Source organism: Roseofilum sp. KMC-1 (genome assembly GCF_057802075.1).
Genome location: NZ_CM173605.1, coordinates 2,678,788 through 2,705,137, shown reverse-complemented (window position 1 = coordinate 2,705,137; position 26,350 = coordinate 2,678,788). Strand labels below are relative to the sequence as shown.

At 46.6% G+C, this 26,350-nt stretch carries 25 protein-coding genes and 1 pseudogene; 8 read left to right on the top strand and 18 right to left on the bottom strand.

Going from position 1 to position 26,350, the window contains the following annotated elements; genetic code table 11:
• Positions 1 to 96: 96 nt before the first annotated feature.
• Together AC3FZD_RS12705 and AC3FZD_RS12700 are read right to left on the bottom strand one after the other, a co-directional pair.
• The gene (locus tag AC3FZD_RS12705) at positions 97 to 2,301 is read right to left on the bottom strand and encodes a PhoX family protein (protein ID WP_488736381.1); all 2,205 of its coding nucleotides are present in this window, start codon (positions 2,299 to 2,301) and stop codon (positions 97 to 99) included.
• A gap of 192 nt (positions 2,302 to 2,493) precedes the next feature.
• Entirely contained in the window at positions 2,494 to 3,381 is an 888-nt protein-coding gene (locus AC3FZD_RS12700) for an acyl-CoA desaturase (RefSeq protein WP_488736380.1), read from the bottom strand.
• Positions 3,382 to 3,575: 194 nt separating this feature from the next.
• On the opposite strand from AC3FZD_RS12700, the gene AC3FZD_RS12695 reads away from it, so the two are divergent.
• The 3 genes from AC3FZD_RS12695 (at position 3,576) to AC3FZD_RS12685 (ending at position 7,630) form a co-directional block, all read left to right on the top strand.
• Positions 3,576 to 4,427, top strand: a complete 852-nt coding sequence (locus tag AC3FZD_RS12695) for a DUF928 domain-containing protein (RefSeq protein WP_488736379.1) — start codon at positions 3,576 to 3,578, stop codon at positions 4,425 to 4,427.
• Between the two features lie 22 nt (positions 4,428 to 4,449).
• Positions 4,450 to 6,384: a CHASE2 domain-containing protein gene (locus AC3FZD_RS12690; protein ID WP_488736378.1), complete on the top strand. Its 1,935-nt coding sequence runs from the start codon at positions 4,450 to 4,452 to the stop codon at positions 6,382 to 6,384.
• A 76-nt stretch (positions 6,385 to 6,460) separates the two neighbouring features.
• Positions 6,461 to 7,630 carry an HhoA/HhoB/HtrA family serine endopeptidase gene (locus AC3FZD_RS12685; protein ID WP_488736377.1) on the top strand — a complete coding sequence of 390 codons (1,170 nt, stop codon included), beginning with the start codon at positions 6,461 to 6,463 and terminating at the stop codon, positions 7,628 to 7,630.
• A gap of 294 nt (positions 7,631 to 7,924) precedes the next feature.
• Here AC3FZD_RS12685 and AC3FZD_RS12680 read toward each other — a convergent pair whose 3' ends face one another.
• A complete protein-coding gene (locus tag AC3FZD_RS12680; protein ID WP_488736376.1) occupies positions 7,925 to 8,257 on the bottom strand; it encodes a DUF5615 family PIN-like protein in 333 nt (110 codons plus the stop codon).
• Complete coding sequence (locus tag AC3FZD_RS12675) at positions 8,254 to 8,484, bottom strand: DUF433 domain-containing protein (protein ID WP_488736375.1); 231 nt, start codon at positions 8,482 to 8,484, stop codon at positions 8,254 to 8,256. Before AC3FZD_RS12675 ends, AC3FZD_RS12680 begins: the two co-directional genes overlap by 4 nt.
• Positions 8,485 to 8,698: 214 nt before the next feature.
• On the opposite strand from AC3FZD_RS12675, the gene AC3FZD_RS12670 reads away from it, so the two are divergent.
• A complete protein-coding gene (locus tag AC3FZD_RS12670) occupies positions 8,699 to 10,036 on the top strand; it encodes a glutamine synthetase family protein (protein WP_488736374.1) in 1,338 nt (445 codons plus the stop codon).
• 185 nt (positions 10,037 to 10,221) lie between these two features.
• On the opposite strand, the gene AC3FZD_RS12665 is transcribed toward AC3FZD_RS12670, so the two are convergent.
• The 4 genes from AC3FZD_RS12665 to phoU all read right to left on the bottom strand — a co-directional run bounded on the left by AC3FZD_RS12665 (position 10,222) and on the right by phoU (position 15,000).
• The gene (locus tag AC3FZD_RS12665) at positions 10,222 to 10,839 is read right to left on the bottom strand and encodes a hypothetical protein (RefSeq protein WP_488736373.1); all 618 of its coding nucleotides are present in this window, start codon (positions 10,837 to 10,839) and stop codon (positions 10,222 to 10,224) included.
• The gene (locus AC3FZD_RS12660) at positions 10,836 to 11,480 is read right to left on the bottom strand and encodes a flavin prenyltransferase UbiX (RefSeq protein ID WP_488740338.1); all 645 of its coding nucleotides are present in this window, start codon (positions 11,478 to 11,480) and stop codon (positions 10,836 to 10,838) included. Before AC3FZD_RS12660 ends, AC3FZD_RS12665 begins: the two co-directional genes overlap by 4 nt.
• A gap of 104 nt (positions 11,481 to 11,584) precedes the next feature.
• A complete protein-coding gene (locus AC3FZD_RS12655) occupies positions 11,585 to 13,855 on the bottom strand; it encodes a ribonuclease R family protein (RefSeq protein WP_488736372.1) in 2,271 nt (756 codons plus the stop codon).
• A 530-nt stretch (positions 13,856 to 14,385) separates the two neighbouring features.
• Complete coding sequence (gene phoU, locus AC3FZD_RS12650; RefSeq protein WP_488736371.1) at positions 14,386 to 15,000, bottom strand: phosphate signaling complex protein PhoU; 615 nt, start codon at positions 14,998 to 15,000, stop codon at positions 14,386 to 14,388.
• Positions 15,001 to 15,286: 286 nt separating this feature from the next.
• Here phoU and psaM point away from each other — a divergent pair, with 286 nt between their 5' ends.
• Together psaM and AC3FZD_RS12640 are read left to right on the top strand one after the other, a co-directional pair.
• Complete coding sequence (gene psaM / locus AC3FZD_RS12645; RefSeq protein WP_271940292.1) at positions 15,287 to 15,382, top strand: photosystem I reaction center subunit XII; 96 nt, start codon at positions 15,287 to 15,289, stop codon at positions 15,380 to 15,382.
• Positions 15,383 to 15,526: 144 nt separating this feature from the next.
• A complete protein-coding gene (locus AC3FZD_RS12640) occupies positions 15,527 to 15,931 on the top strand; it encodes a slr1601 family putative cell division protein (RefSeq protein WP_488736370.1) in 405 nt (134 codons plus the stop codon).
• A gap of 6 nt (positions 15,932 to 15,937) precedes the next feature.
• Here AC3FZD_RS12640 and AC3FZD_RS12635 read toward each other — a convergent pair whose 3' ends face one another.
• Positions 15,938 to 16,636: a tetratricopeptide repeat protein gene (locus AC3FZD_RS12635; protein ID WP_488736369.1), complete on the bottom strand. Its 699-nt coding sequence runs from the start codon at positions 16,634 to 16,636 to the stop codon at positions 15,938 to 15,940.
• 203 nt (positions 16,637 to 16,839) lie between these two features.
• Between AC3FZD_RS12635 and AC3FZD_RS12630 the strand changes: the two genes are divergently transcribed.
• Together AC3FZD_RS12630 and AC3FZD_RS12625 are read left to right on the top strand one after the other, a co-directional pair.
• Positions 16,840 to 17,310, top strand: a complete 471-nt coding sequence (locus AC3FZD_RS12630; protein WP_488736368.1) for a hypothetical protein — start codon at positions 16,840 to 16,842, stop codon at positions 17,308 to 17,310.
• 4 nt (positions 17,311 to 17,314) lie between these two features.
• A complete protein-coding gene (locus AC3FZD_RS12625) occupies positions 17,315 to 17,869 on the top strand; it encodes a glutathione S-transferase family protein (protein ID WP_488736367.1) in 555 nt (184 codons plus the stop codon).
• A gap of 76 nt (positions 17,870 to 17,945) precedes the next feature.
• On the opposite strand, the gene AC3FZD_RS12620 is transcribed toward AC3FZD_RS12625, so the two are convergent.
• The 9 genes and pseudogenes from AC3FZD_RS12620 to AC3FZD_RS12580 form a co-directional block, all read right to left on the bottom strand.
• A complete protein-coding gene (locus tag AC3FZD_RS12620) occupies positions 17,946 to 18,083 on the bottom strand; it encodes a photosystem II reaction center protein K (RefSeq protein ID WP_283753150.1) in 138 nt (45 codons plus the stop codon).
• A gap of 137 nt (positions 18,084 to 18,220) precedes the next feature.
• Positions 18,221 to 20,155, bottom strand: a complete 1,935-nt coding sequence (locus tag AC3FZD_RS12615) for a S8 family peptidase (protein WP_488736366.1) — start codon at positions 20,153 to 20,155, stop codon at positions 18,221 to 18,223.
• A gap of 108 nt (positions 20,156 to 20,263) precedes the next feature.
• Positions 20,264 to 20,476: a cyanobactin biosynthesis PatC/TenC/TruC family protein gene (locus AC3FZD_RS12610; RefSeq protein WP_488736365.1), complete on the bottom strand. Its 213-nt coding sequence runs from the start codon at positions 20,474 to 20,476 to the stop codon at positions 20,264 to 20,266.
• Between the two features lie 55 nt (positions 20,477 to 20,531).
• A complete protein-coding gene (locus tag AC3FZD_RS12605) occupies positions 20,532 to 20,720 on the bottom strand; it encodes a cyanobactin biosynthesis system PatB/AcyB/McaB family protein (protein ID WP_488736364.1) in 189 nt (62 codons plus the stop codon).
• Between the two features lie 70 nt (positions 20,721 to 20,790).
• Positions 20,791 to 22,746, bottom strand: coding sequence for a S8 family peptidase (locus tag AC3FZD_RS12600; protein ID WP_488736363.1), 1,956 nt, complete (start codon positions 22,744 to 22,746; stop codon positions 20,791 to 20,793).
• 145 nt (positions 22,747 to 22,891) lie between these two features.
• Positions 22,892 to 23,053 (bottom strand): anacyclamide/piricyclamide family prenylated cyclic peptide, encoded by a 162-nt coding sequence (locus AC3FZD_RS12595; protein WP_488736362.1) that lies wholly within the window; start codon positions 23,051 to 23,053, stop codon positions 22,892 to 22,894.
• Positions 23,054 to 23,394: 341 nt separating this feature from the next.
• Positions 23,395 to 23,529 (bottom strand): annotated as a pseudogene (locus tag AC3FZD_RS12590) (Uma2 family endonuclease); the annotation flags it as partial.
• Positions 23,530 to 23,625: 96 nt separating this feature from the next.
• Positions 23,626 to 24,753: a tRNA guanosine(34) transglycosylase Tgt gene (gene tgt / locus AC3FZD_RS12585; protein ID WP_488736361.1), complete on the bottom strand. Its 1,128-nt coding sequence runs from the start codon at positions 24,751 to 24,753 to the stop codon at positions 23,626 to 23,628.
• A gap of 133 nt (positions 24,754 to 24,886) precedes the next feature.
• Positions 24,887 to 26,230: a hypothetical protein gene (locus tag AC3FZD_RS12580; protein WP_488736360.1), complete on the bottom strand. Its 1,344-nt coding sequence runs from the start codon at positions 26,228 to 26,230 to the stop codon at positions 24,887 to 24,889.
• Between the last annotated feature and the right edge of the window lie 120 nt (positions 26,231 to 26,350).

Below are 26,350 nucleotides of genomic sequence, written 5' to 3'. Positions count from 1 at the left end.
AAATTAAAAATTAAAAAGCGATTTCGCCAAAAATCTCCCCCCAGTAAAACCAGAGGGAGATTAGCCAGAAAATCAAGGATAAGAGGAAAACTTTACTTAAATCAGAGGTTGATTATTCAGCCGACGTACTGCTACCACAGAGGGTTTAGGGGGGTCATTAGGCCCTTTACCCGGCCAGTTAGAACCGATGGGCACTGTGCGCGTTTGCATAAATTCTTGACCATCAGTAGTCATCATAGAGAATTTACGGGTTTCTGATGCCATATTTTGTCGCATTCCATAGAGTTCCCCAGGATGTTGAATCGACAAAAATAGAGTTTTTTGATCGGCGGTGAAAAACGGGCCGGTGGACTCCGTTTCCATGGGAGAGAGGGCAAAGGGATAGCATTCTCCGGCATAATCCCCAGAGAGGGGAATATACCACATGGAATTATTGCCGAAAATGCCCCGCAAACTGGATTGACTGATATCGACTCGTCCGGAGGGCACAGCTTGATTATGCTTGTCAGTGGACATATCGGTAACCATCCAAAGGTTACCTTGGGCATCAAATTCTAGGTTATCGGGGTTAGAAAAACCCATTCCCCCCTCCGTTGCTTCTCCACCCATAGCCAGATTTTCCCACCGGAAGGTCATGGAGGCAGGATTATTACCCATTTCTTCCAGACGCACGATCCAGCCGTGTTCGTGGCTTTCGCCTTTGGAGTTGGAGAATATAGCCTTATGAGCGCCCCCATCTCCACCGGGACTGCCGGAAGTGAAGGTAATAAACAATGCACCATCTCCCGGACGGATCATGGTATCTTCGGGGCGAGCGGTACAGGTGGCTCCGGCAGCATTGGCGGCAAAGTGGGCATCAATGAGGATGGCTCCTTGCACTTCTTCTGGGGTATTGCCTTGGTAGAGATCGCCGAGGGTGGGGAATTTTTGCTTGAAAACGGCGATCGCCCCATCCTGTTGAATGGCTTCAAATCCCCCTTGGGTGCGATCGCCCTTCGGTAGGGGAATCATCCCCCCATGATACTCGCTCGGTAAGTCAGGATTAACCGGAGTATCAGCTTTTAGGGCGATCCAAGACCCAGTACCATCAGGATTAAACTTAGCTGCATAGAGCATTCCATCGCTCAGTAGGCGCGAGTTGGCTTTATCTTGGGGATTACGCACCAGTCCTGTACTGACAAACTTGTAGACATGCCCCCCCCGGCGATCGCATCCTGAATAAACCACCAAAGGTTTACCCGCTTCAGCGCGAATACCCACAGCCTCATGGCGGAAGCGTCCTAACCAAGTATGCTTAGTGCCATAATCATCCTTATTGCTGGGATCGACTTCCACCATCCAACCATACTTATTACCCGCCAACCCAAACGGATTTCCTTGGCCACTAAACTCTTCTCGTTTAACCGGTTTTTCCTTGGGATGCAAAGATGTACCATCTGCATAAACCCCTTCCGGGACAAAATCTTGGTAATTCTCCTCCGCACTAAAGACCGTACCCCAAGGACTGGTTCCCCCAGCACAATTATTAAATGTACCGATAATCTTATCGCCCAGAGTATCAATATAACCCATACCTTTCGTCTTCCGGAAAACCGCTACTGCGGGCCCGGTTGCTTGCAGATACTTACCGTCCTCTAAGCCAGAGATCCCCGTAATCCGGCGGTCTTGGGGCGAATACGTCCGCACCCATTGACCATCAGCATTCCGACGCAAAGAAATAACACCAATCCCTTGATCGATCAGGGTTTCTTTAAAAAAGTCATAGAATTCAGCCTTCAAAGCCTCATCTTTTAAGTCAAAGGCATTAACTCCTTCCTCTCCCGCTTTTTCTAAGGCGGGTAGCACTTTCGAGGGCAGAGCTTTACCCATCACCATCGGATAGGTTTGCTCCCAAGTGGGAACACTCACATATTCAAAATTAATCGTTAAAAAGCCCGTATCTGGCCCCGTGGGCAGAAAGGAGAGATAATCATTGTTATAGCCAAAGCGAGAATTTCCTACTTGGTCTCCCCAAGAAGCAATCACCTGATAAGTGTAGCCTTCAGGCAGCACAACATCATCAACGACTTCATAGGTATTGTAGAAAGATTTTTGTTGCTCTATCGGTAACCCTTCATAGGATAGGGGACAAGGGTATTTTACCGGTTGGAACTTTAAACCTAAGGCTTTAGGAGAGGAAACTGCCGTAGCTGAACTTCCGGTTACAGAAGCAGAGCCTCCCTGTTGCCCCAAGGAACCACAGGCCACAGTAGTCGCGGTTGCTCCCAGGAATAATAAAAATTGTCTGCGTTGGAGTGTCATCGTTAGCCAGTTTAGCGATCGGATTTTGCCACTCTGACTGTATCAGTCTTCGATTAAGCTTTGATTATCGAAAAAATAATTCGTAATTAATAATTCATTAATAGTTAACCCCCAAAAAAGAGATAAGGTGGGCAGCGCTCACCTTATCTCTACTTGTTTTGAAAGGATCTTCATTTAGCCTAGAATAATGACCTAATTGTTGACTAAAACGGGAACTTCTGGCTCCTTCTTCGCCCGTTTGAGTAGATCTTTTTCGCTAGGAATTCTTAATTTAGAGGCTAACTTGAGAGACTCTAGCAATTTAATAAATCTATAGGTGGGATCGGGCAGATAAACCACCTCATTCTCCCGCAGCATAATCCCATGGCGACTTGAAGAGGGAAAGGCATGATGAAGATTATGCCAGCCTTCTCCTAATGTGAGAAAGGCAACCCAACCATTATGGCGACTAAAATCATCGGTTTCAAAGTATTCAGATCCGCTAATATGACACAATGAATTAACGGTTTGGACTCCATGAAATAACAAAGTGGTACTGAGGAAAAATGCGCCTAAGTATTCTAAACCACCCATGAAATAAGAGAGAACTCCAAGGGCAACTAGAGGCAGAAAATGTAAGCGATCGAGTATCCTTAAGGGGAGATTATTTTCCACATCACTCGGCAGTTTAGCGGGAAAGAAATTTTTCGAGAGTAACCATCCCCCTTGAGACCAATAAAATCCGCGTATTCCCTGATAGGGTTCATACGGAGAATGCGGATCACCCGCGTGATCCGCATACTGATGATGGCAAAGATGGTGAGCTTTCCACCAACTCGGGCCCATCTGTCCGGCCGATGCACCGACAATACATCCTAGCCAGAGAATAAAATCATTGGTTTGATAGCTTTTGTGAGTAAGCAGTCGATGGTAGATCCCTGTGGTAGCCAGCATTCGGATTAAATATAAAAAAATAATCCAGGCGATCGCACCCCATGATAAGCCAGTGAGTAAAAGCATTAACGATCCCACATGGCTGACGATAATCAGTATGGGCCCGATAACATAAGAAATCTTCGTAAGCAGGGAGTAATTCGGCATTGTGTTGTTGTAGTATCCTTTATTTAACTCCTGACCAAACCTAACGATATCACACCCTTCTCAACTGCGCTCGATCAACCCTGCTCGATCGTCCAACAAGATATAACAGTATTAGGAGCCATCTCTGGCAATTTGAAGTCTAGAGACTCGGACTCATTTTCTAGAGATATATTTGGGAGAATCATTCAATTACCATGTCTAAAACTTTTTCTATAGTCTTAATGCATCTGAGCTGCTATGCCGCCCTTTTAACAGGGATTTTCCCTTTCAGCCCAGCCTCAGTTGCTCAACTGCCCACAGACCCGAATTTTGAACCTCCCCCTGGAGCAGGTAGACCCAATGAAACTGTAGGGGGAGCCAGTCGCCTCTTAGAAGAGGCGATCGAAATTGACTTTGAACCCCCTCCCGGTCAAGGGGCCCCCCGTGAAACCGTAGGTGGAGCCAGCCGAGGCCCCAAGTGTTTACCCGAAGAAATGCCAGTTACCGTATTAGTACCGAAAACAATTCAAGGGATTAAGTATGGTTTAACGGTCGATCCTTCCCCGGACTTTTTTGTTTATATCCCGGACACAGTAGCCACTCAAATCGAATTTATTGTGACGGATAATCAGCCTTATCCCAATGGGCAAATTATTGATGAGCGGGTGATCGATATTCCTAAAAAACCAGCAATTGTCAGAATCACCTTGGAAGGCAATTTAGAAGATGACCAATATTATGAATGGGCGATTTACTTAAAATGCCCCCAGACGAATCCGGGCAGTGAACCCTCATTTGCTTTACCCTCTTCGGGTTGGATCAAAAAAATTAGTCTAGATGAAAACCTGCTGCAAAAAGTAGATCATTCTTCAGTCCTCGATCGGATCGCCTCTTATGCTAAACAAGGGATTTGGTTTGACACCTTAAGTCTGTTGTATGAAGAACTCAAAAAATATCCAGACAATGAGAAATTACTGGAAACTTGGCAGCTATTTTTGCAAACCCAAATGACAGATATTGACCCCCTAGTTATAGATACTCCAGTGATTGAGTGTTGTGAGGATTAGTCCTGTCTTTGTCGGGCGGTTTATGTGGAAAAAAATACAACAAAATATAGAGGAGTGGAAGGGGGTTATTCTCATTGCTCCAACTATTGCTTTATCCGTAATTATCTTGCGAATGATGGGAGGATTGCAACTGTTAGAATGGGCAGCATTGGATTGTTTTTTTCGCTGGCGACCCCTAGAACCAGTGGATGAAAGAATTGTGGTTGTTGGGATTACGGAATCAGATATTCAGCAAATGAAAAAATGGCCGTTATCCGATCGGGTGTTGACTGAATTACTGCAAAAAATAAAGGCTCAAAATCCTAGGGTCATTGGTTTGGATATCTATAGAGATTTGCCTGTAGAACCGGGTTATCAGCAGTTTGTAGAGTTAGCGAAAAATACGCCTAACTTAATTGGAATCGCTAAAGTGGAGGGCGATCGCCTGGGCGAGTCTGTGTCTTCTTCACCCATTTTAGGGCAACTGAACCAGGTGGCAGCAGCCGATTTAATTCTGGATGGGGATGGCAAAATTAGGCGGATGTTGTTGTCGGTTCGCGACAGTGAAGGAAAAACGTTTTTTGGCTTGGGTACAAGGTTGGCATTAGATTATCTAAAACAAGAAGGCATTGCATTAGAGGTTCTCGATCCACCGAAAAGTAAGGTGGGTTTGGGAAAAGCGGTTTTTATGCCTCTGCAAAACCATGATGGGGGTTATGTGAATGCCGATACGGGCGGCTATCAGATCATGTTAAATTTTCGCAGTCGATTTTGTGGAGATTCCCAGCAGAATTGCCAATTATTTGAAACCGTAACATTAAGTGATGTGCTAAACGATCGCCTGCCGCCCGATCTAATGCGCGATCGCATTGTCCTCATTGGTGGCAAAGCCGCCAGCCTCAATGACCGCTTTATTACTCCCTTTGGCTATAGTTTCCAGCAAGGGGGTATTCGTTCAGGGGTTGAAGTCCATGCTGATCTCGCCAGTCATATCATCAGTGCCGCCTTAGATGGCCGTCCCCAAATCCAGTTTTGGTCGGAATTTGAAGAAAGCCTTTGGATTGGATTTTGGTCAATGTGGGGGGCTATTTTAGGCTGGATCTTCTTGCGTATCCGTTGGAAACTGATCGGGGTATTTTTCTGTGGCATGAGCTTAATCATCATTACCTATGGAGCCTTTTTACTGGGGTGGTGGTTACCGGTGGTTCCTCCCCTGGTGAGTCTCTTCGGAGCCGCCATTTCAATTACAGCCTATATCGGCCTTTTGGAGCGCAATAACCGGAAAACGATTATGCAATTGTTTGAACGCCATGTGACCCCCAAAATTGCCCAAGCAGTTTGGAGAGACCGCCACCAATTGCTGAATGAGGGGAAGCTCACTGGCCGCAAACTAACGGCCACAGTTTTATTTACCGACTTGCAAGGTTTTACCACTATTAGTGAAAGTATAGATCCCGAAACCCTGATGGTTTGGTTAAATCAGTATATGAATGCCATGGTCAATATTGTCTTAAGCCATGATGGAGTGGTGGATAAGTTTATTGGGGATGCGGTGATGGCAGTTTTTGGGGTTCCTATTCCGAGTACGACGACCGAGGCGATCGCCCAAGATGCCCAATTAGCGGTACAGTGTGCTGTAGAAATGGGGAAAAAACTGCGATCGCTCAATCGGGGTTGGAAGGCCTCTGGACTGCCAACTGTAGCCATGCGCGTCGGTATTGCTACCGGGGAAGTGGTGGCCGGTTCTCTGGGGTCTAACCAACGGATGAACTATACCACCATTGGCGATAGCGTTAATGTGGCTGCCCGCCTGGAAAGTTATGATAAAACCTTAGATGGCGGTCTCTGTCGGATTCTAATTAGTGAAGAAACTTATGAAAATATCAAGGAGAAATTCCCGACCCAAGCGATCGGATCGGTCTCCCTTAAAGGTCGCACTGCACCCGTTAAAATTTATCAAGTAATCAGTCATCAGTAATCGGGAATAGGAAAACCGACACCCAAACCCTTGTCCTATCACTAAACATTGTAAACCTTAATTTTCATCCTTGATTATGCCTTTATTGTCTAGAAAATTCTTCCTTCGACTCCGTTCAGGAAACCTTTTATTTCTCCTGTCGATTTCCCTTCTCGCTCTCTTTCTCAACTTCACCGCACCCTCTGCCCTAGCCCTCCAAGTCCCTCAACCGGGAGCCAACAACTTTGTTACCCGTGCCGTCAATCAAGTGGGGCCGGCAGTCGTGCGGATCGATACCGAGCGTACCATTGTCCATAATGTAGACCCCTTTATGACTGACCCCTTCTTTCAACGGTTTTTTGGTCAAGAATTTTTTGATACCATGCCCCGCGAAGAATTGCAACGAGGACAAGGGTCAGGATTTATTATCGATGCCAATGGGATTGTCCTCACTAATGCCCATGTGGTCAGTGGTGCAGACCGGGTACAAGTGACGCTCAAGGATGGCCGCTCCTTTGAAGGCAAGGTTTTAGGTACAGATCGGGTCACGGACTTAGCGGTAGTAGAAATTGATGACCCCCAAGAACAATTACCGGTGGCCCCCTTGGGAGATTCCGATCGCCTACAAGTGGGAGATTGGGCGATCGCCGTAGGCAACCCCCTAGGCTTAGATAACACCGTCACCCTCGGTATTATCAGCACCCTCAATCGCCCCTCCTCAGAAGTCGGCATTCCCGACAAACGAGTAGACTTTATCCAAACCGATGCCGCCATTAACCCCGGAAATTCCGGCGGCCCCCTACTCAATGATCAAGGCGAAGTCATCGGTATTAACACCGCCATTCGTGCTAACGCCATGGGCATTGGATTTGCCATTCCCATCAATAAAGCCAAAGCCATTCAAGGACAACTCGCCAAAGGGGAAAAAGTCGCCCATCCTTACATTGGCGTACAAATTGTCAACCTCACCCCCGAATTAGCCCAGGAAAATAATCGCGACCCCAACGCTCCCTTACTCTTGCCCGAAATTGAAGGAGTTTTAGTCATGAAAGTGATTCCCAATACCCCAGCCTCTGAAGCCGGTTTACGTCGCGGCGATGTCATCATTGCTATTGATAATCAACCGATTAAAACGGCTGATGAATTACAGCGCAAAGTCGATCAAAGTAGTTTAGGTACATCTCTATCGATTCAAGTGCAACGGGGCAATCAAACCCGACAGTTTCGGGTGAAAACGGCCCAGTTAGATGAGGTGATGGAGAATTAGTAAGCAATGTCTTCTCCCTTTCATGTCTGCTTGCGAAAAATCCCTATCCCACAGGAAGTGAATATCATTCTACTGCTGATGGAAGGCTGGTTTACAGATATATCGACAAGTATATTTTGAGCGTTGAATTTATTAGAAGATAATCGATAGTTCGATATCCACCGTAGGGGCAGGTTCACCCAGGTTTAGGAATCCCCACCATTCAATTAGTGAACCTGCCCCATCCCCCTTTGCATCGTGGTGGGGAGAGGGTTGAGGGAAATAGTTAAACCCCCCGACTAATCCCTATTGAGATTAGTAAAGTTCCAAGCAGTGAACAGCAGGATTTCCTAAAAGTTCTTCAATGGCTTCTTGCCCAGAGCGAAGAAGAGTTTCAACCTGTTGAGTGGGTGCATTTCCACATCTTAGCCATACCACTTTTGGTGGAAAACCATAGAGTCGGCTTTTTTCCGCAAAATCTGCATCTTGAGTCACAATGCAGAAATCATTTAGCTTGGCAAACTCCCAAATCTCTGTATCTGTTTTCTCTGCTAACCCATGAAATTGTACATGACTAGCATCGGCAAAAATGTCAGCCAAGCAAGGGATCAATTTTCGACTCAAGTTTTGATCGAGAAGTAGTTTCAAGCAACACTCACCGCAGCAACTAAACGATGTTCGCGATCGGCGGCAAACTCTAAACAAGCTCTAATATCTGCCTCTGTCAGTTCTGGAAAATCATCAATAATTTCAGCAATAGACATGCCAGCAGCAAGCCAACCAAGAACATCGTAAACTGTAATTCGCATCCGACGAATGCAGGGTTTGCCCCCACGTTTATCTGGCTCAATGGTAATGATGTCGCGATAGGTCATAATACAAAGAGGATTGTTACACCTATGATTTTAGCCTAAAGCACTTCGCTCTGTATGAGTTTTATCATTTTCTTACCCGATAGATTTGCTCTAGTTTAGCAAATCCGGCGATCGCCAGATTTACTGGATCAACGATCGCCAATAGTGCCCCCATTACTGCACGAAGCACTGTATCCTAATGATCGGAATCGCCCCTAACCCTGAAACCAATCCCATGGATCGCGATATTGAAGCATCCCTCAAAAAAGCTGGAGTCCAATTTATCCGCGTTCTCTGGTGCGATAATGGCAATCTGATCCGAGCCAAAGCCATTCACAGGGGCATGTTATCCGATTACCGAGAGCAAGGGGTAGGCTTGGCCATGGCTCAACAAGGGATGCCCGCCATTGGCAGTACCCCAGCCTCTGGGAGTGGGTTGGGGCCCGTAGGAGAGGTGCAACTGATTCCGGATTGGTCTACACTCATGGCTCTGCCCTATACCCCCAGTCATGCGCGAGTGATGGGGAATATGGTTAAACAGGGCGAACCTTGGCCCCTCTGCCCTCGCCGGTTTTTACGGGATATGGCCGCTGATGCCAAACTGGAAGGATTGGAAATTATTGCTGCCTTTGAAAATGAATTTTATTTACTAGAGCGTTCTGCCCATGGAGAAATTATTCCCACTGACCAAGCACCCTATGCTTCCACCTATGCCATGGATATTCAGCAACAGATTATTGATGATATTGCCACGGCATTAAATGAGCAAGGGGTATTAGTGGAGCAGTATTATCCAGAGTCGGGGCCGGGACAGCATGAAATTTCCGTGTTGTATACTCAGGCTTTAGCAGCCGCTGACCAGCAGGTGGTGTTTCGGGAAACAGTAAAGGCGATCGCCCACTATCATCATCGTATTGCCTCTTTTTTACCCAAAATTTTCCCCGATCAAGCCGGAAGCGGCGCTCATCTCCATCTCAGTTTATGGCATAAAGGCGAAAATTTACTCCCCAACCCCTCCGGACTCTTGGGATTATCCAATCGCGGCCGCTGGTTTATTGGCGGTATCCTCCATCACCATCGCGCCCTCATGGCCCTCACCAACCCCATCCCCAACTCCTATCGCCGTCTCCAACCCCATGCCTGGAGCGGAGCCTTTTCCTGTTGGGGATTAGACAACAAAGAAGCCGCCATCCGCGTCATCAGTAACCCAGAAGGCAAAGGTTCGAGCCATTTTGAGCTTAAAACCATCGATGCCGCCGCCAACCCCTATTTAGCCCTAGGAGCCGTCATTGCCGCCGGTTTAGATGGAGTCCGCAACCAAATCGAACCCCCCCAACCCGTCGATTGCGATCCCGGCACATTACCGGAAGACGAGCGCCAACATCGGGGCATTCAGTGGCTACCAGAAACCCTTCTAGAAACCATAACTGCTTTGCGCGAAAATCAAGTCTTACTCAGAGCCTTGAGTCCGCCCCTAGCCCAAGCCTATCTAGCCGTGCGCCAAGCGGAATGGGAAATCATGAAAGATTGGGATTTGTCTACTGAAGTAAAGATGTTGTTAGAGCGATATTGAAGAGATTGAGAGTTATAGCTAGTCTAAATGAGTTGTGCAATGGGAAATGCCCTCTCCCTTTCATGTCCGCTTGCGGAAAATCCCTCTCCCACGGGATTCTTGACTTTCCCCCTTCTCCCTTCGACTTCGCTCAGGGCAGCGCCTGTGGGAGAAGGGGGTAGGGGGATGAGGGCCACCTTAAAGCTCTAAACCCAATCTTCATCTTCCGAGAGGTTAGCGCTCCGATCATCCCAGTCCGTTGTTTCAGGTTGAGGGGCAGGAGGAGGGGATGGGGGCGGGCTGCCATAGGGAGGAATAATCACGCGGTAGTCAGCATCATAAACTGTATCCTTAACTGTATCCTTAACTGTATCCTTGGGTTTTTCCGTCGGACGCTCTGAGGGTTGGGGACGACTGCGATAAATATTCTGGTTTTGTTGCTCTCCATTACCCCAACTGACGGAATTAGGGCGCTCTTCTTGCCATTCTGCTGGAGCTTTAGAGGCTTGTTCCCTCTCTTCTGAATTCATCGGGCGCTTCGATTTAGAAAAGAAAGTCTTACCTGGAGAGACTTTATCTTTGGGGGTTGAGTCAGGTTCTGGATCATTGATATCGTCTCTGACTGAATGCGATCCTTGTAAAATTAGGGTAATCAGGCGAGAGCTGATCAATCCCAAGGTGAAAGCAATAAAGAGCCAGATACCGAGGGGTAGAGAGGGCGATCGCCCTCCCAAAAACACCACGGACATTAACGGAGTCAAATTTTGCGCCACAACTAGAAGGCTGACCCCTAGAACTCCCAATAGCACTGTTTTTTGATTCATCTGTTTATTCTATCTAACCCACCCTGCCAACGGTTGAGAGGAACGCAATCAATGGCAAATTGATCTAAGGCTCTAGCCACGACAAAATCCACTAAGTCCTCAATGGTTTGAGGTTGATGATACCATGCAGGAATGGCGGGAACAATTTTGACACCGGCTTGGGCTAAGGTGGTTAAATTTTGCAGGTGGATCAAGCTAAAAGGGGTTTCTCTGGGAACGACGACCAGTTTACGCCCTTCTTTAATTTGCACATCGGCTGCTCTCTCTAGCAAATCTGAACTTAGGCCTACCGCTAGTTTAGCAACAGTGGACATACTACAGGGCATCACTAGCATACCCTGAGTTCGGAAGGAACCACTGGCGATCGCCGCACCGACATTTTGCCAACCATGACAGGTTAACTGTCCCTTGTCCATTTCTCCCGCTTGTTCTCGCCAAAATTGGCTTTGTTTTTCGGGGTCTCCAGGCATAGTAATCTGCTGTTCCGCTTGCCACACTTGATAAGTGGCTTTAGAGGCCACTAACTCAATCGGATATTCTGCCGCTAACAGATACTTAAGGGCGCGAACGGCATAGATGAGACCAGAAGCTCCAGAAACCCCTAGGATTAAGGGAGTGGGGGAATGGGGGGATGGGAGAATGGGGGACACGGGGATGGGGGACACGGGGAGTGGGGGGATGGAGGGATGGGGAGGTTAAGACCCCATTACCGATTACCGATTACCGATTACCGATAACCGATTCCCTAGCTATAGTAATCCTCTTCTTCTTCTTCTTCCTCGTCGAAGGTATCGGGACTATAGCTACCGCCACTAATGGCTACTAAGTCAATTTGCTGACGATAGTAGTCTACACTCTTGACTTGAACTTCCACGCGATCGCCTAATCGATAGTGATTGCGATTTTTACGTCCAATCAGCATCTGTTGACGGCCGCGATATTCATACCAGTCATCTTTCAGGGAGCTAACATGCACCAAACCTTCAACCAGGACATCTTCGAGTTCCACAAAAAATCCATAGGATTGAACCCCAGTAATCACCCCATGGAAAATTTCCCCGGTGTGGGATTTCATAAACTCGGCTTTTTGCAGCCCATCTAGGTCATCGATGGCTTCTTGGGCAATCCGTTCAGTTTCGCTTAAATGGGCGACAATATTGCTAAATTGCTCTTCTAACTCAGCTTGCGTATCGGGGGGCAGCACATTCCAGTTAATTTTGCCATGACAGGTACTGCTGGTTAAGTCTACTCCTTCTTTAGCACGGGCCGTGCGGCGATCGCGACCTTGAGTAAACACTTCATGCAGAACCCGATGAATCAACAGGTCTGAATAGCGATGTAAAGGTGCTGTAAAATGGGTATAACCTTCATCGAGGGCTAAACCAAAATGAGGTTTAGGGGTAATACTATAGAAAGCCGGTTTGAGGGCCCCTAGCAACAAATAAGTCAGAACTTTCTGCGCTGACGTGCCATCAAACTGGCGAGTAAAGTTCTGATAATCTTGGGGTTTAATATCCTCCTCATCTTCGAGTTCCAAAGTAATCCCTAAATTCGCCGCCAGTTTCACCAGTTCCTGGACTTCTTCCCCATGGGGCGCTTGATGAACTCGATAAAGGGCAGGTACTTGTAGTTCTCTCAGGTGTTTGGCTACCAGTTGATTGGCTAAAATCATCAGTTCCGTCACCATTCCTCTAGCCGGTAAGGAGAAGGGAACCACCAGAGCGCCTAAAGAGCCTTCATCATCATAGTAGTATTTTTGATCGGGTAAATTCAGCTCAAAAGACCCCCGCCCTAGACGATGTTGACGCAGACTTTGAGTTACGCTGTAGAGTTGTTTGACCGTTTCTCCCAGCACTGCGGGTAGGTCTTCGATCGCCTCTTCGGCCACCAGTAGGGCTTGAGTTTGTTGATAATTCAGATGATGATCGACGCAAATTATTGTTGGCTCAATTGTATATTCTTCTACATTACATTGCCGATCTAGACGAATCAATACGGAGAGACTATAGCGATCCTCCCCTTTAATCAGGGCGCAATGCTGGGTCACTTCTGGAGGCAGCATCGGTAGCACTTTTTGCCCCAAATACACGGATACACCCCGTTTGGCTGCGGCTTGATCGATGGCAGAGTTGGGGGAAATCAGATCAGCCACATCAGCAATATGAATGCCTAAGCGCCACTTATCCCCTTCTAAGCGTTCTAGACTGATGGCATCATCAAAGGTATCGGCATGATGGGCATATTCCCCTGGTTTAATCGTGAAGGTGAGGATAGAGCGCAGGTCTTGACGATTTTCAGATCTGCCTATTCCTTGGGGTTGTAAGCGGGCTGCTTCTTGGAGAACCGCAGGCATAAAGACATTGGGGAGGTCATGTTTACAGCGCACAATTTCCGTATCTGCGGCTTCTTCAGCGTTGAGTCCCAGCACTTGGGTGACTTCGCCAATGGGGGGATAGGGGCCAAGGGGATAGCGCTGAATGGCGACATGCACCAGATGCTCGATCGCCGATTCTAGGGTCTCATTTTTCGGCAAGCTCAATTCAAACAGCAGCCGGTCATCCAGGGGAACGGCTTTATACTCCCCCTCCTGCCATTTGATCCGAGCCAGCACTGAGCTAATCGCCCGGTCAACGATCAGGTAAACTTCTCCTTCTGGAGAGCGTCGTCTAGAACCTTCTTTGAGGACGCGCACTAAGACGCGATCGCCATTCCAAGCCGTGGATAGGTTGCTTTCTCGGATATAAATATCCTCAGCTTCTTCATCATCTTGAATGGCAAAGCAAAATCCTTTGCTAGAACAGCGCAGTTTTCCTTCTACCAGTCCATTTTCTGGGGCCCGGCGATACCGTCCTCGGTCTTTGATCAGTATCCCCATTTTCTCTAGGGCATCCAGAGCGATTTGGAGTTGACGTAGACTGATCTCACTGGTCAATCCTAGTTTTTTTTCTAGGACTTTGGGCGCGATCAATTTATCATCAGTGAAATTGGAGAGCAAATTGGCGATCGTGAATTCCATGTAGCGATACGTCCTTGGGTTGTCTGTGTCTTTACAGCCAGTTGGCTATCTGGATAGGGCGAGGCGGTTCATGGCGGTTGAACCAGCCTGAAGCTAAAGTCTGGATTAGATCGGGTCTAAGGGGGACGATCTTAATCCAAGGGATTGCCTTTAGGGTAGGCTGTTGCTTAACAAGAGTCTGAATCTGTACAGAAGCAAACCCCGTATTGAAACGATTCAGCCATCATCTAAGGGCAACCCAATCGGGAATCAGGTGGATCTGCCTAGGGTCTTTTGCTCGGACTTACCCGCACCAACGGAGATGATTAGTTGCGGCTAATGGTCTTTACTAAGACCTCTAGGGAGGAGAGCATCGTAGGAGCTTCTCTTTGGGAATATGGCTCAGGTTAGGGGAAACCGGAAAGAGTAGACCCGGAGCGCGTCCCTTAACTGGCTGCCACCTGCTAACGTTGGGCAAATTGCTGGTCAATTGATCCGAGGATTAAATTGACTATTTTTGAGTTTATCATTAATTGGGATCGAATTGACGATTAATGGCGCTCACCTGTAACAATATAAGCCACGCGCTGGCCAATATTGGTAGCGTGATCCGCCATGCGCTCTAAATGACGAATGACTAAAACGAGCAATAAAATGGGTTCAATTTCCCCTTGAATATTGCGTTGATTGGCTAATTTTTGGTACAGGTGTTCATAGTCTGCATCCACTAAATCGTCTTTGACTTTAATTTCTAATCCGCCCTCAGCATCAAGATTAGATAGGACGACTAAACTCATGGCTAACATGGATTGACAGCGATCGTACATCAGTTGCACGTCCCCAATCATGGGGTGAGGAGGATAGGCAAAGAGCTTAATGGCAATCTCTCCTAAATCTTTGGCATAGTCCCCAATACGCTCTAGATCTCGGACTAACTGCATCATTGAACTCAGGAGCCTTAAATCTTGGGTGACTGGGGACTGAAGAGCAATGGTAGTCACACAGTCGAGTTCTATTTGCCGATACAGTTGATCGATGCGCTTGTCTTGGGGTTTAATCTGATTGGCCGCTTCTAGATCTTGTTCAAATAGGGCTTGACGCGCTAGACAGCAAGAATTTTCTACTAAAGCGCCCATACGCAGAACATCCCGCTGCAAGCTCCGCAACTGACGTTGAAAATAGGTTCTTGTTAGACTTGAGGTTGATGTTGGGATATCCACCAGCTATCCTCTCCCAACTAATGCTGAATGATTGCGCTTGAATTCCATCAGTATAGCGATTTGCTTTGAGAACGGCCGGATTTAATTGAAGCTTAACCCAATTCCTGAGTTCCCCATTACCGATTGCGCTTTGTGAAGGAAAATATTACGGTATGTAACAAACCTATTCCCCTAGGGGGCAATTTGAGCAACAGTGTTGAACAAACCTATTGTTTAAGCGGAGTTTTTAATTATGGCTTTATCTGATACCCAAGTATTTGTGGCTCTAGTCCTGGCTCTGATTCCAGGGATCTTGGCTTTCCGCCTGTCTACCGAACTGTATAAGTAAGGTTGCAGTCGGCTTTAATCGAGAAGCTCTTGAGTATTCTGGGGGGAATAGGGGAAAAACTTTTGAGAATAGGCGGTTAGGGTTAGCTCGAAGGTGTATTATCAGGGCATAAATTGTGTTGCGCTGTAATCATCTAAAACGCCCATGCTTGCTAGTGAGCCAACCCCCCAGAGAAACCCTCATAGAATTAAACCCGACGATCCTCGTCGAATTCGCAACCAGCGCCAGCGAGTGCGTCGTCACGCACCTCCCTTAGCTGGGGCGATCGCCTGGGAAACCCTGATGAAGTTAAGTGTACATCTGGTTTTGTCCACCGTAGGGATGGGGGCTGTGATGCGTCTGATTCCCTATTATCAGTCGATTGAAGAAAAGTTAGAAATTGTCGATATCCAGGTGGAACAAACTCAAGATCGTCTCACGCAGTTACAACAGGATTTTGACCGATCGTTTGATCCAGAGCAAGCCAAACAGGTGATGGCAGAACAAAGTCACCGCATCGATCCCCAAAGGCGTTCTGTGGTTTGGAAAAAGGAAGCTGTACATGACTAAGAAATTCTAAAGTAGCTTTATCCTTGCAGGGGTTGATAAACAGAGTTGATCTTGCCAATGGATAACCCGTTGATATTGCCGTTGTTCGGCTCCGGAGAGATGGGGTGAATTTTGGAAGTGGTCGATCGCTCTTTGGTAGTCGGCGATCGCCCAATTCCAATCTCCCATTAGATGGTAGGTGCGTCCCCGTTCGGCGTAAATATAGCCTTCTAAACGACCCATCCGCAGGGCAAAATCGAGGTTATCTAAGGCGAGTTCATAAATCTGAAGTTGACGGAAGGTGATACCTCGGTTAATCCAGGCTTGAATTTTTAAGGGATTTAAATCTAAGGTTTGATCGTAATCGAGTAGAGCAGCGTAGAGATCCCCCAGAAGGGCATAGGCATTAGCGCGATTGTTGTAGGCTTGATCGAGTTGGGGATTGAGTTCAATGGCTTGATTATAGTCGGCGATCGCCAGTTCCACCTCTCCCTCGTGAAAATAGGCATAGCCCCGATTGTTATAATGATCGGCACAAGTCGGATCGGATTCAATCAGATGAGTTAGGAGATCGATAGCCCCTAGATAGTCTCCTTGTTGTAAATGACTTTTAGCTTGGCAGATCAATTGCCGCTCAATGGGGATGATATTCTCTTGGGCTGTAGGTTGTCCGGGATATAAACCTGTGCAAGAATCAACACTAGAATGAGAAAGATGGATGGCCATGAACTGTACCTCAATGACAGACGGTGCTTGATGTTTGATACCTTCACTGTAAGGGGAAAATCCTCACGGAAAGAGCATGAATGTACCAGTTACTCAGGTGGCTGATGGTAAGATGCAACATATGGAATAGGGCGGAGCGCTAAACTCTCCCTTTCTCCTCGTTAAGTTGATATCCGATCCATTGGTTTATATCCCTCACCCTTATGACTGTTAAACAAACCTATCCCCAAGCCCCCGATGTATCCGGGGAAGATTATTTAGTGGTTGGCTTGGCCACTTGCTTTATTAAGGAAGATGGAGAGGTCTATCCGGTAAAAGTGATAGAACCGATCCCTTCAGCCGCTCTGGAAGCTCTGCTCAAGGGTATTCCCACTTCCTATGAAATGGCTTTGGGAACTACATTAGGCGCGATCTTAGTTGAGGAGACCCCCCAAAAACCGAGGGAGTTCCCGGAGAATGCCCAGTTCTGTGATGAGTTTGGGGAACGGGCGATCGCCGCAGTGCGGAGCTATAAGGTTCCTAGCCATGAAAAGGCAAGAACGGAAATTCCCCTGGGTACTTGTCGTCAGGATTTCAATTTTTCCACGGAGCGCAAACGAGTTTTAAATATGACGAATGTGGTTCGCACAGAAGATAATGTAAAACAACACGAATATACCCATAAGGTGCTTTAAGGTAATGATTAAACTCTATGGTGGCCCCCGCACTCGCGGCACTTTGGTTCAGTGGTATTTGGAGGAATTGGGTGTTCCCTATGAATTAATTGTAGTGGATATCCAAGGACAAGCCCATAAGAAACCGGAATATTTAGCCATTCATCCCATGGGAAAAGTTCCTGCTCTGGTTGATGGAGACTTTACGGTTTGGGAATCTGGGGCGATTTTAATGTATTTGGCTCTCCAGTATGGTAATGCTCAGGGATCGGTACAAGAGATTGCCCAGATGAATCAGTGGGTGATCTTTGCTAATGCTAGTTTAGGCCCTGGGGTATTTATTGAAGCTTCTCGCGATCGCGCCTTAGCGGATTTTATGCCTCCCCTGAATCAACGTCTCCAAGAACAGTCCTTTCTACTCGGCGATCGCTTTACTGTGGCTGATGTGGCTGTGGGAGCCTTCTTATTCTACATGCCGGTGATGCTCCAACTTGATTTAAGCGAGTATCCCGCCATTACCGACTATATTCAGCGCTTGTCCCAACGTCCCGCTTTCCAAAATACCCTCGGCAAACGCTAGATTCATAAAAATGAGACAGGCTTTAAGCCTGTCTCCTGTAAAATAAATGCTTCTAATGTTACATTTATCTTAAGATCTATTTAAACCCAACTGCCGCTTGCCAAACAAAGGCCAGCAGTAGGAAAAAGATAGGAATTACAGGCAAAACATCGATTAGTGGCCCAAACGCTGAATAGGCTTCAGGTAATTTTGCCAACAGCAGTGCTGCTTCCATAAGTGTGTTTTCCTCTCCAACAGTACGGGGCATGGTTTTCAGAATTGAAAAAAATATTAACATATAGTGCTGCACCAGGGAATAGGGCACAACCGAAATACTCAGAGATGGGCAAGGAAGAAAAAAGCGACTCCCATTTATTTTGAGACAGCCCAAGATCGGACTTTCCCTAGACTCACTGGAGTGCGATCGCTTACATCAATCGTAAACCGAAACACTCGTTTAGCCCGATCGCTATTTTCCGGGTCAAAAAACTTAAATTTCACATCCCAACATTGGCTACCATAGCGACAGAAAGGGCTTTTTTCCACATCGATCCGATCTAATTCCATTCCGAGAGCGATCGCCTCTGAAAACGTTTGCACCGCTTGAAACGCATTAGTCGCCGCAAAATTTAGAGCGCGATCGCGTGCCAGTTGTCCTAAATTTCGGAACTCATAATAAACCCGATTCAGAAAACTAGACAACAAACGACGCAGCCTCACTTCATCATCTTCAGTCCCTTCCCGACTCACCGCTTGCAAGGCAGACTCAACTAAACTATTCACATTCCAACCATACATTCCCCTAGGGCTGTTCACCTTAATCACAGGAATCACTTGCCCCGAAAACAACCTCACCCTGTCATCTGTTAACACACCCGGAATACTCACCCGTTCAATATAATCCTCATCCCCCTCCGGCAAGACTTGACCCGCCAGCATATATTGCATCCTTTCATAAACATCAGCAGCAAATGCCCCCACTGGTTTAATCCCATAGATAGGAGTTTCCTCTAAATTCAACGTCCAAATCAAAGATTGACTCTCTGACAAATTCCCCTGCAAATAATCCACCATTTGCCGCACATCATAGGGATTTGCCGGAACCTGAGCATTACCCACCGTAACCCCAGGCATGAACTGCTTAAACGTATCCCGACGGGCTTCTGTGCCCAAATCATAGCCCAGAGTTCCCAGAGCATAAACCAACTGAGAGCGTTGACTAGCCGCGATAGAATTAGCCGCTATCTGTGCCCTATTCCATGAACCAGCAGAGATAGAATCACGATCAACCTGAGTCGTCATCTTTTCAGCGAATAAAGATTCCCCAGTTAATAACTCATAAGCTCCCGCAATATTAATTTTTCCCCCTAAACACCGTTCCTGCTCCTCTATTTCATCCCCATCACAAGGAATCGCACTATTCAATAATGCCGCTCTCACTGCCTCCCCATCAGGAACAGCCCCCCGTTGCAATTGCACACTCATTAACAGAGCTGCTACTCCTGTCACAATAGGCGCAGCACAGCTCGTGCCTTGTTTATGAATCGGTTCATCTGTTCCTGGTTGTGCCCCCAAGATATTCTCTCCCGGTGCAAGAATTCCTTGGCGACTATATTTTCCACCAAAATTACTAAACTTAAACGGCTCTCCCGTATCCTTCATCGCACCCACAGCGAGAACATCGTCCAACACTGCTGGTATACACCAACATTCCCCTTTATCATTACCCCCAGGAGCAATAATGAGGATATTATGCTCTTGGGCTTGGCGGATTGCTTTATCAATAAACTCATGGGCAAGTCCACTTTGTGTGGGGTGACAAACCGCGCAGTGGATAAGGTTTACGCCCTGTTCAATCGCGGTACTAATGGCACGAGATAAATTTAGGGGATTCACTGCATCCTCACCCCTGTAGGCGATCGGAATATTAATCACTGTAGCATTAGGTGCAATTCCTTCTACGGGTGAATTGGGTTGTCCGCAAATTGTGCTAATAATATGATTGGCATGGAAACGTAAATGGAGACTCCCCCTAATATTTTCATCCGGAATCTCCAGCTCCATCATTTCCTTTTTTTCTTCGTCACTCTTACCACTCCCTTCAATGTCTAGAAAAATCTGTAAATATTGCGAATCGATTTCAATATTTTCTGCCCAATACGATTCGATTCTCCTTAAATTAGCGCCTTGAAAACAAGACCGTTCTAAATCAACGGGCCCATCAAGAACAGCAATTTTAACTCGCGGGTCTCCTTGAGTAGAAGAACGCAACACAGAGAGTCCAGCAATATCAGCTAAATCGGGCATTTTTTTAGAATTTAGAAGTTAATATACACAAGATTTTTCTCCCCTTAATCCCCCCGTGGGGGGATGAGTTTCTCGACACTTATGGGAAATCACCTTTCAACTCTTCATTTAACACCAAATCCGACCGCGACGGAAAGGCTTTTCATTGGGATCGCGTTGGTAATCTTTATACATAGCTTTCCAACGACCATAATCTTCTAATCCCGTTGCTAAAATCGTCTGTCTCTCAGCTTCATCAGCTTCAATTTCAGTATCCGTTTGAGGAGTAATTTCTTGAGATACTTCAGTTGCTTTTTTGCGGCTTCTTTTCGGTTCAACCATACTTTTCTCCTGAAATAACGTTATTTTAATCGAGCTATTAACTCAGCCCTAGGCATCAAGAACTTTTCAACTGACCATATTGAGGATATTCAAAGGGCCCAGGATCATTATAGTTAGCACCATGCATCAAGTCCATGCGAATATGCAGTAAGTCATCACCGCGACCATGAATCACATCAACACAGTCATGAGTTTGGATGAAATGGGGGCGTTTAACCGGTGGGGATTGTTTCGGAAGTTTCATAAGTTTTAACAGTTCCAGTTGCGATCAAAACAGTAGGTTGGGTTGAAAATATCCAACCTACTCATCCTTACTAATACGGAGAAGACCAAGAACGCACTTCACCTAAAGTAACCGGAATCAAATCGCTCACATCAATAGTAAAGCGGAAGATTTTCTTAGCCCGGCGGCTATTTTCGGGATCGAAAAACTTTAATTGTACATCCCAGCAGTCACTATCCATACGGCAAAATGGACTCTTAGCAACGTTAATACTATCGAGTTCCATCCCTGCCCCCACAGCTTCAGAGAAGGTTTGAGCCGCTTGGAAGGCATTGGTCGCAGCAAAGTTAAGGGCGCGGTCTTGGGAGGTTTGCCCCAGGTTGCGGAGGTCATAGTAAATACGGTTCAGGAAACTGCTCAGGGTGCGGCGCATTTGTCCTTCGTCAGCTTCAGTATGTTCTGCACCAACTGCTTCTAGGGCAGAATTGACCAGGGTATTGACATGCCAACCATACATCCCGCGAGGGCTTTCTGGTTCAATAACGGGCACAACTTGACCAGAGAATAAACGAACAGTGCGGCCGGTAATGCGTCCAGGAATACTGATGCGCTCAATATAGTCTTCGCTATCTTCTGCTTGCACTTGGCCAGAAAGAAATTGTTGCAGCAACGAATAGACTTCACGGGAAAAAGAACCAACCGGTTCAATGGCATAAATGGGGGTTAGTTCTAGGTTGAGCGTCCAGATTAAGGATTTGGCTTCGGAAAGGTTTTCTCTTAAGTAATCCACCATTTGACGGGCATCATAGGGGTTGGCGGGAACTTGGGTTCCACCCAGGATAATGGCAGGCATGAGCTGTTTAAAGGTGTCCCTGCGGGCTTCTGTTCCGAAATCATACCCTAGGGTTCCAATAGCGTAGACGATGCCGCCTGCGGGTTGAGCATTTTGGCTGGGGAAGATAGGGTTACTTGGTTCTGGCATAGAGACTCCTTGAGACATAACAGGGTTTACGGGGGCAGGGGTTTGTGCTGCTATAATTCCAGGCTTGCTTTCAATGTTGGCAACCATTTCAGGGGGTTCTGGTGTCCCCCCACAACCACAGCCAGAGGCTTCTATCTGTTCAGTTTCCGTTTGGGCTGGAGTATCTTGTGTTTCTAGAGAGTCAGACATGGTTTCTCCTGTTAGGTGTTTTAGTGCGCCGGGAATGTTTAACACTCCGGCTAGGCATTTTCGGTGATGTTCAGTCCCGGAAAATTCGCAGGGGAGGGAAGTTGCTAAGAGGGCTTCTCTGACGGCTTGCGGGTTGGGGTCTTCTCCCCGTTGCACTTGTAAGCTCAATAACAAGGCTGCGACTCCTGTAATAATAGGAGCAGCAAAGCTTGTACCGCTCAAACAGACTGTGCCTCCTCCAGGTTTGGCCCCTTGAATGTTTTCGCCAGGAGCAAGGATGCCTTGGGTTTGGTAGGTTTCTCCCCAGTTACTAAAGTCAAGGGGATGACCTCTGGCATCGGTGGCTCCCACCGCTAAAACGGCGGGAAGGGCAGCAGGGATATGAAGGCAGTCGCAGCCATCGTTTCCGGCAGCCGCAACGATGAGAATATTTCTGTCCCGGCACATTTGAACGGCTTTATCGAGCCAGTCTTCAGACTCTCCCATTTCGGTCAAGGAACCGCCACTGATGTTGATGATGTTTGCGCCGTTTTCAGCCGCTTGTTCGATAGCACGGGCAAGGTCAATTTGGGAGAGTTTGCGGTTGTCGTCTGCGAATACAGGAGCGAGTATCCCTCTACAGTTCGGGGCTATTCCTTCTAATTCGGTTTTGGGTTGGCCAAAGATGAGGCTGGCAATATGAGTACCATGGGTGGACATTTCTCCGGTAGTGGCTTGCTGTTGTACTAGAGTGGGGAGTCGGGTAAGGTTAGCGCTCTCAAAGCAGGGGTGGTTGGTATCGACTACTCCATCAAGGATAGCAATGCTAATATCGGATGTACCTTGAGTTTTTTTTTGCAGTTCTGAAAGTCCAGAAATTGTAGTTATTTTAAACATTATTAAAGGCATAAAAATAAGGAGAAAACCCTATGCTAATGAAGGGGTGTCAAGCTCCATAACAGGGGTTGTTTCTCCTAATAATTTACAATTATTTCACTGAAAATATAGGGTTAAATTAAGCTTCAGTGAAATCAGAGGAAATTTATTCAGCGTCGTCTCCAGCAAAAGGATAATGCATAATAATGCCGCTATCTAACACCTGTTTTACTTGGGCAGATATGCCATTTTGATCGACGGAAACAGTAGCGATGTTTTGGCGCTGAACAGGAGCAACAGTTGCGGGAGTCAGTTTTTGGGTTTTCATAAATTATTTCCCTCTTCGATGTTTGTTTTTCCTGGGAGTTTTTTCTCTTGCAGGATTATACGCTAATGCTATATTTAACTTTCTGTATTGTCAAGTTGCGATCAATTAAGTTTTGTGACATTATATTATTATAATGATAGAAAATTGGGTTGGTAGGTTAGCATGGTTTATTAATTTACAAAGGATTGATGTTCAGGGGTGGCGAATCCAATTTGGAGAGTAGCGAATACCTGAGCTAAGTCACCGGCTAATAAAGCGGCTTTGTTTAGGTATAATCGAGGGAAAATTTGGGATTTTATAATCCCGTCTGTATTGGGTTGCAGTTTAATATGTTGTTCATTTCCTTCGATTAATTCGGCTTTTTTGTGATCAGGCATGGCATGATAACGGCGTTCAAATTCTGTGCGAGTGAGCTTGTCGCCGTTTTCTAGGGGAGGAATGGTTACTTTTGGATTAATGGATTTAGTGCCTATCATATTTAGGGTTGAGGAGATTAGAGAGAATTGCCTTCTCCCCCAACTCCCTCTCCCACGGGAGAGGGGGCATAAAGAGGTTTTCAGAAGGGTTATATTTCAATGGTACTGATGGCTTTCTGGAGGGGCAAGATAATGGCCAAATTCAGTGAGGAAGCGATCGCCTAAAATAGCTGCTCGAATGCGTTCGGTAAAGCGCACTAATTCAGTAATATTGTGGATCGACAGCAGCGTATATACCAACAGTTCGCGACAGCGCCATAAATGCCCCAAATAGGCGCGGCTAAAATTTTGACAGGTATAACAGGGACATTCGGCATCGAGGGGAGCAAAGTCTTCTCTAAATTGGGCGTTTTTAATATTCCAGCGCTCTCCCCGCACGAATACGGCTCCATGACGGGCTAACCGGGTGGGGATGACGCAATCAAAGACATCGATGCCGGAGGCGATCGCCTGTACCATTTCTTTATAAGTTCCCACTCCCATGAGATAGCGGGGTTTTTCTGCGGGTAGAAGGGGAGCGGTTACTTTGACAATTTGGTTAATGAGATCTCCCGGTTCCCCCACACTCACGCCACCAATGGCATAACCGGGCAAATTGAGGGCGACTAATTGCTCGGCGGCGGCGGTTCTCAAGCCAGGATATACTCCCCCCTGAACGATGCCAAATAAGGCCTGATCGGGGCGATTATGGGCGGCTATGCAGCGTTTTAGCCAGCGATAGGTGCGCTCTGTAGCAGCTATCACTGCCTCTTTGGAGGCGGGATAGGGGGGGCATTCGTCAAATGCCATGATCACATCTGCACCGAGCTGGTTTTGGATGGCGATCGCCTTTTCTGGGGTAAGATTAATAACTCGTCCATCTCTGGGCGATCGAAATTTTACCCCCTCTTCCTGAATTGTGCGTAAGCTGGCTAAACTAAAAACCTGAAACCCTCCAGAATCAGTTAACATGGGGCCATCCCATCCCATGAACCGATGCAACCCTCCCCCACGAGCAATCAAATCTTCTCCCGGTTGCAGATGCAAATGATAAGTATTGGCTAAAACCATTTGAGCGCCCGTCCCTTTTAGTTGGGCAGGAGTCAGCGCTTTTACCGTCGCTAAGGTTCCCACCGGCATAAATTTAGGCGTTTCTACTTTCCCGTGGGGAGTTAAAAATGTTGCTGCTCTAGCTTGCGTTTGGGAGCATTGGGCTTGGATCGAAAACTGGAAGGGTTGATGCATAATGCGATAGGGTTTTCAAAGGAGAAATAAACAGGGTGTAGGGGCGTTTCATGTCGCGAAGCGTTTCATGTCGGCGACAACCGAAAACGGCCGGAAAACCCCTACAATGGTATAGGAAGAGCCTCATGGTATGTTAGAGAGATTTTGAGGAGATCTCTATCTCTGGTAACTTCAGCAAGACTCCGACAATAAACCAATAATACACGGCTACGGGATCGACATCTAAAGGATAATAATAGGGAAAAAAGCTGACAATTAGAATAAAAATCCACAAACAAAGGGACATTTTCTGCCAACCCGAATTTTGCAAAGAACGATAGACTTGAAAAGTCAGAAAAGCCACCAGAAAAACAAGAGCTAAAAACGCCAGCAACCCAAAAGGGCCAATTTCATAGAGAACCTTAGCATGGAAAGTTTCAATTAACCGAGTTGGGGCAAATTTTCGTGCCGCATTTGTGGCTGTACCAATGCCTTTTCCCCAAAATCTATCTTGCTGATTCAAAACCCATTGCCATTGATCCCTCATAAAATCTAGGGGTGGTGAAACAGTCCAGCGATCCACCAGGCTTTCTATGCGCTGTTCTACTCGATTCACGGTTTGAATAATCACGGCACTAGCGACAATGGCGGCTCCCCATTTTAAGGGTAATCGTTTTTTATTTGAAGTAGTGAGCAATTGTAAAACGATAAAAATGATCGGCACTAATGCCAGGGCAATTCTTTGACCAGAAAAAATGGCCATGATAATTAAAAGTCCTGTGCCAATGGCACTCATAATCCGCCATTTCTTGTCTGGATCGCTCATGTCAAGAGCGAAGAGAAAAAAGACACTAGAGATGAGAAACCAGCCCCATTGCCAAGGGGCAACAAATGTGCCTGGCAACCGAATTAATCCAGCATTAGGATTATATAAAACGGCTCCACCGATAAAGCAATGGGCATCTAGACTGGCACGATAGAGCTGTTCTCCGGAAAGGGGTCTACTGCCTGGACAAATGCCTTTGGTTAAGAGTAAATATTGAATAAATCCTAGGACGCAACAGATTAAAATCAGAATGGTGTGGAGTCTGAGAAAAAAGAATAATTCTTCTTTACCATGAATGAGGTAATAGGCGCAAAGGATGAGGGGAATATAGCTTAATAAAGTTTTAATCCCCACAATTCCCATCAGGGTTTGATTGCCTAGGGTGGGATTGAAGCTTTCGCTAATGATGTTAATCCAGAAAAAGTGAGCGAATGTAATTAAGACTAGGACAAATAGGGGAATGTAGAGGGGTTTTATTTTGTGCCAAAAGGGTTTGAGATAGTCGCGATCGTGGATTAAGATGGAGATGAGAGCAGGGAGATAAAAGAAATCTTTAACGAGGTGGAGTATGGGGTTACTGTCGGCGATTGCATGAGTTACGGTTCCACCAAATGGCATGTAGATTAAAAAAGCCCACAGTCCCAAGGCAGGATAGGTATAAGAAAAACCCATTATTCCCCCCACTATGCCCGCAAACATACCAGATATTAAACTATCAAGTAGGGTGAATACTATCCCTGGAAAAAGGATAAAGGCGCTTAATTGAATCAGTTCTCGGCGTTCCATTAATTT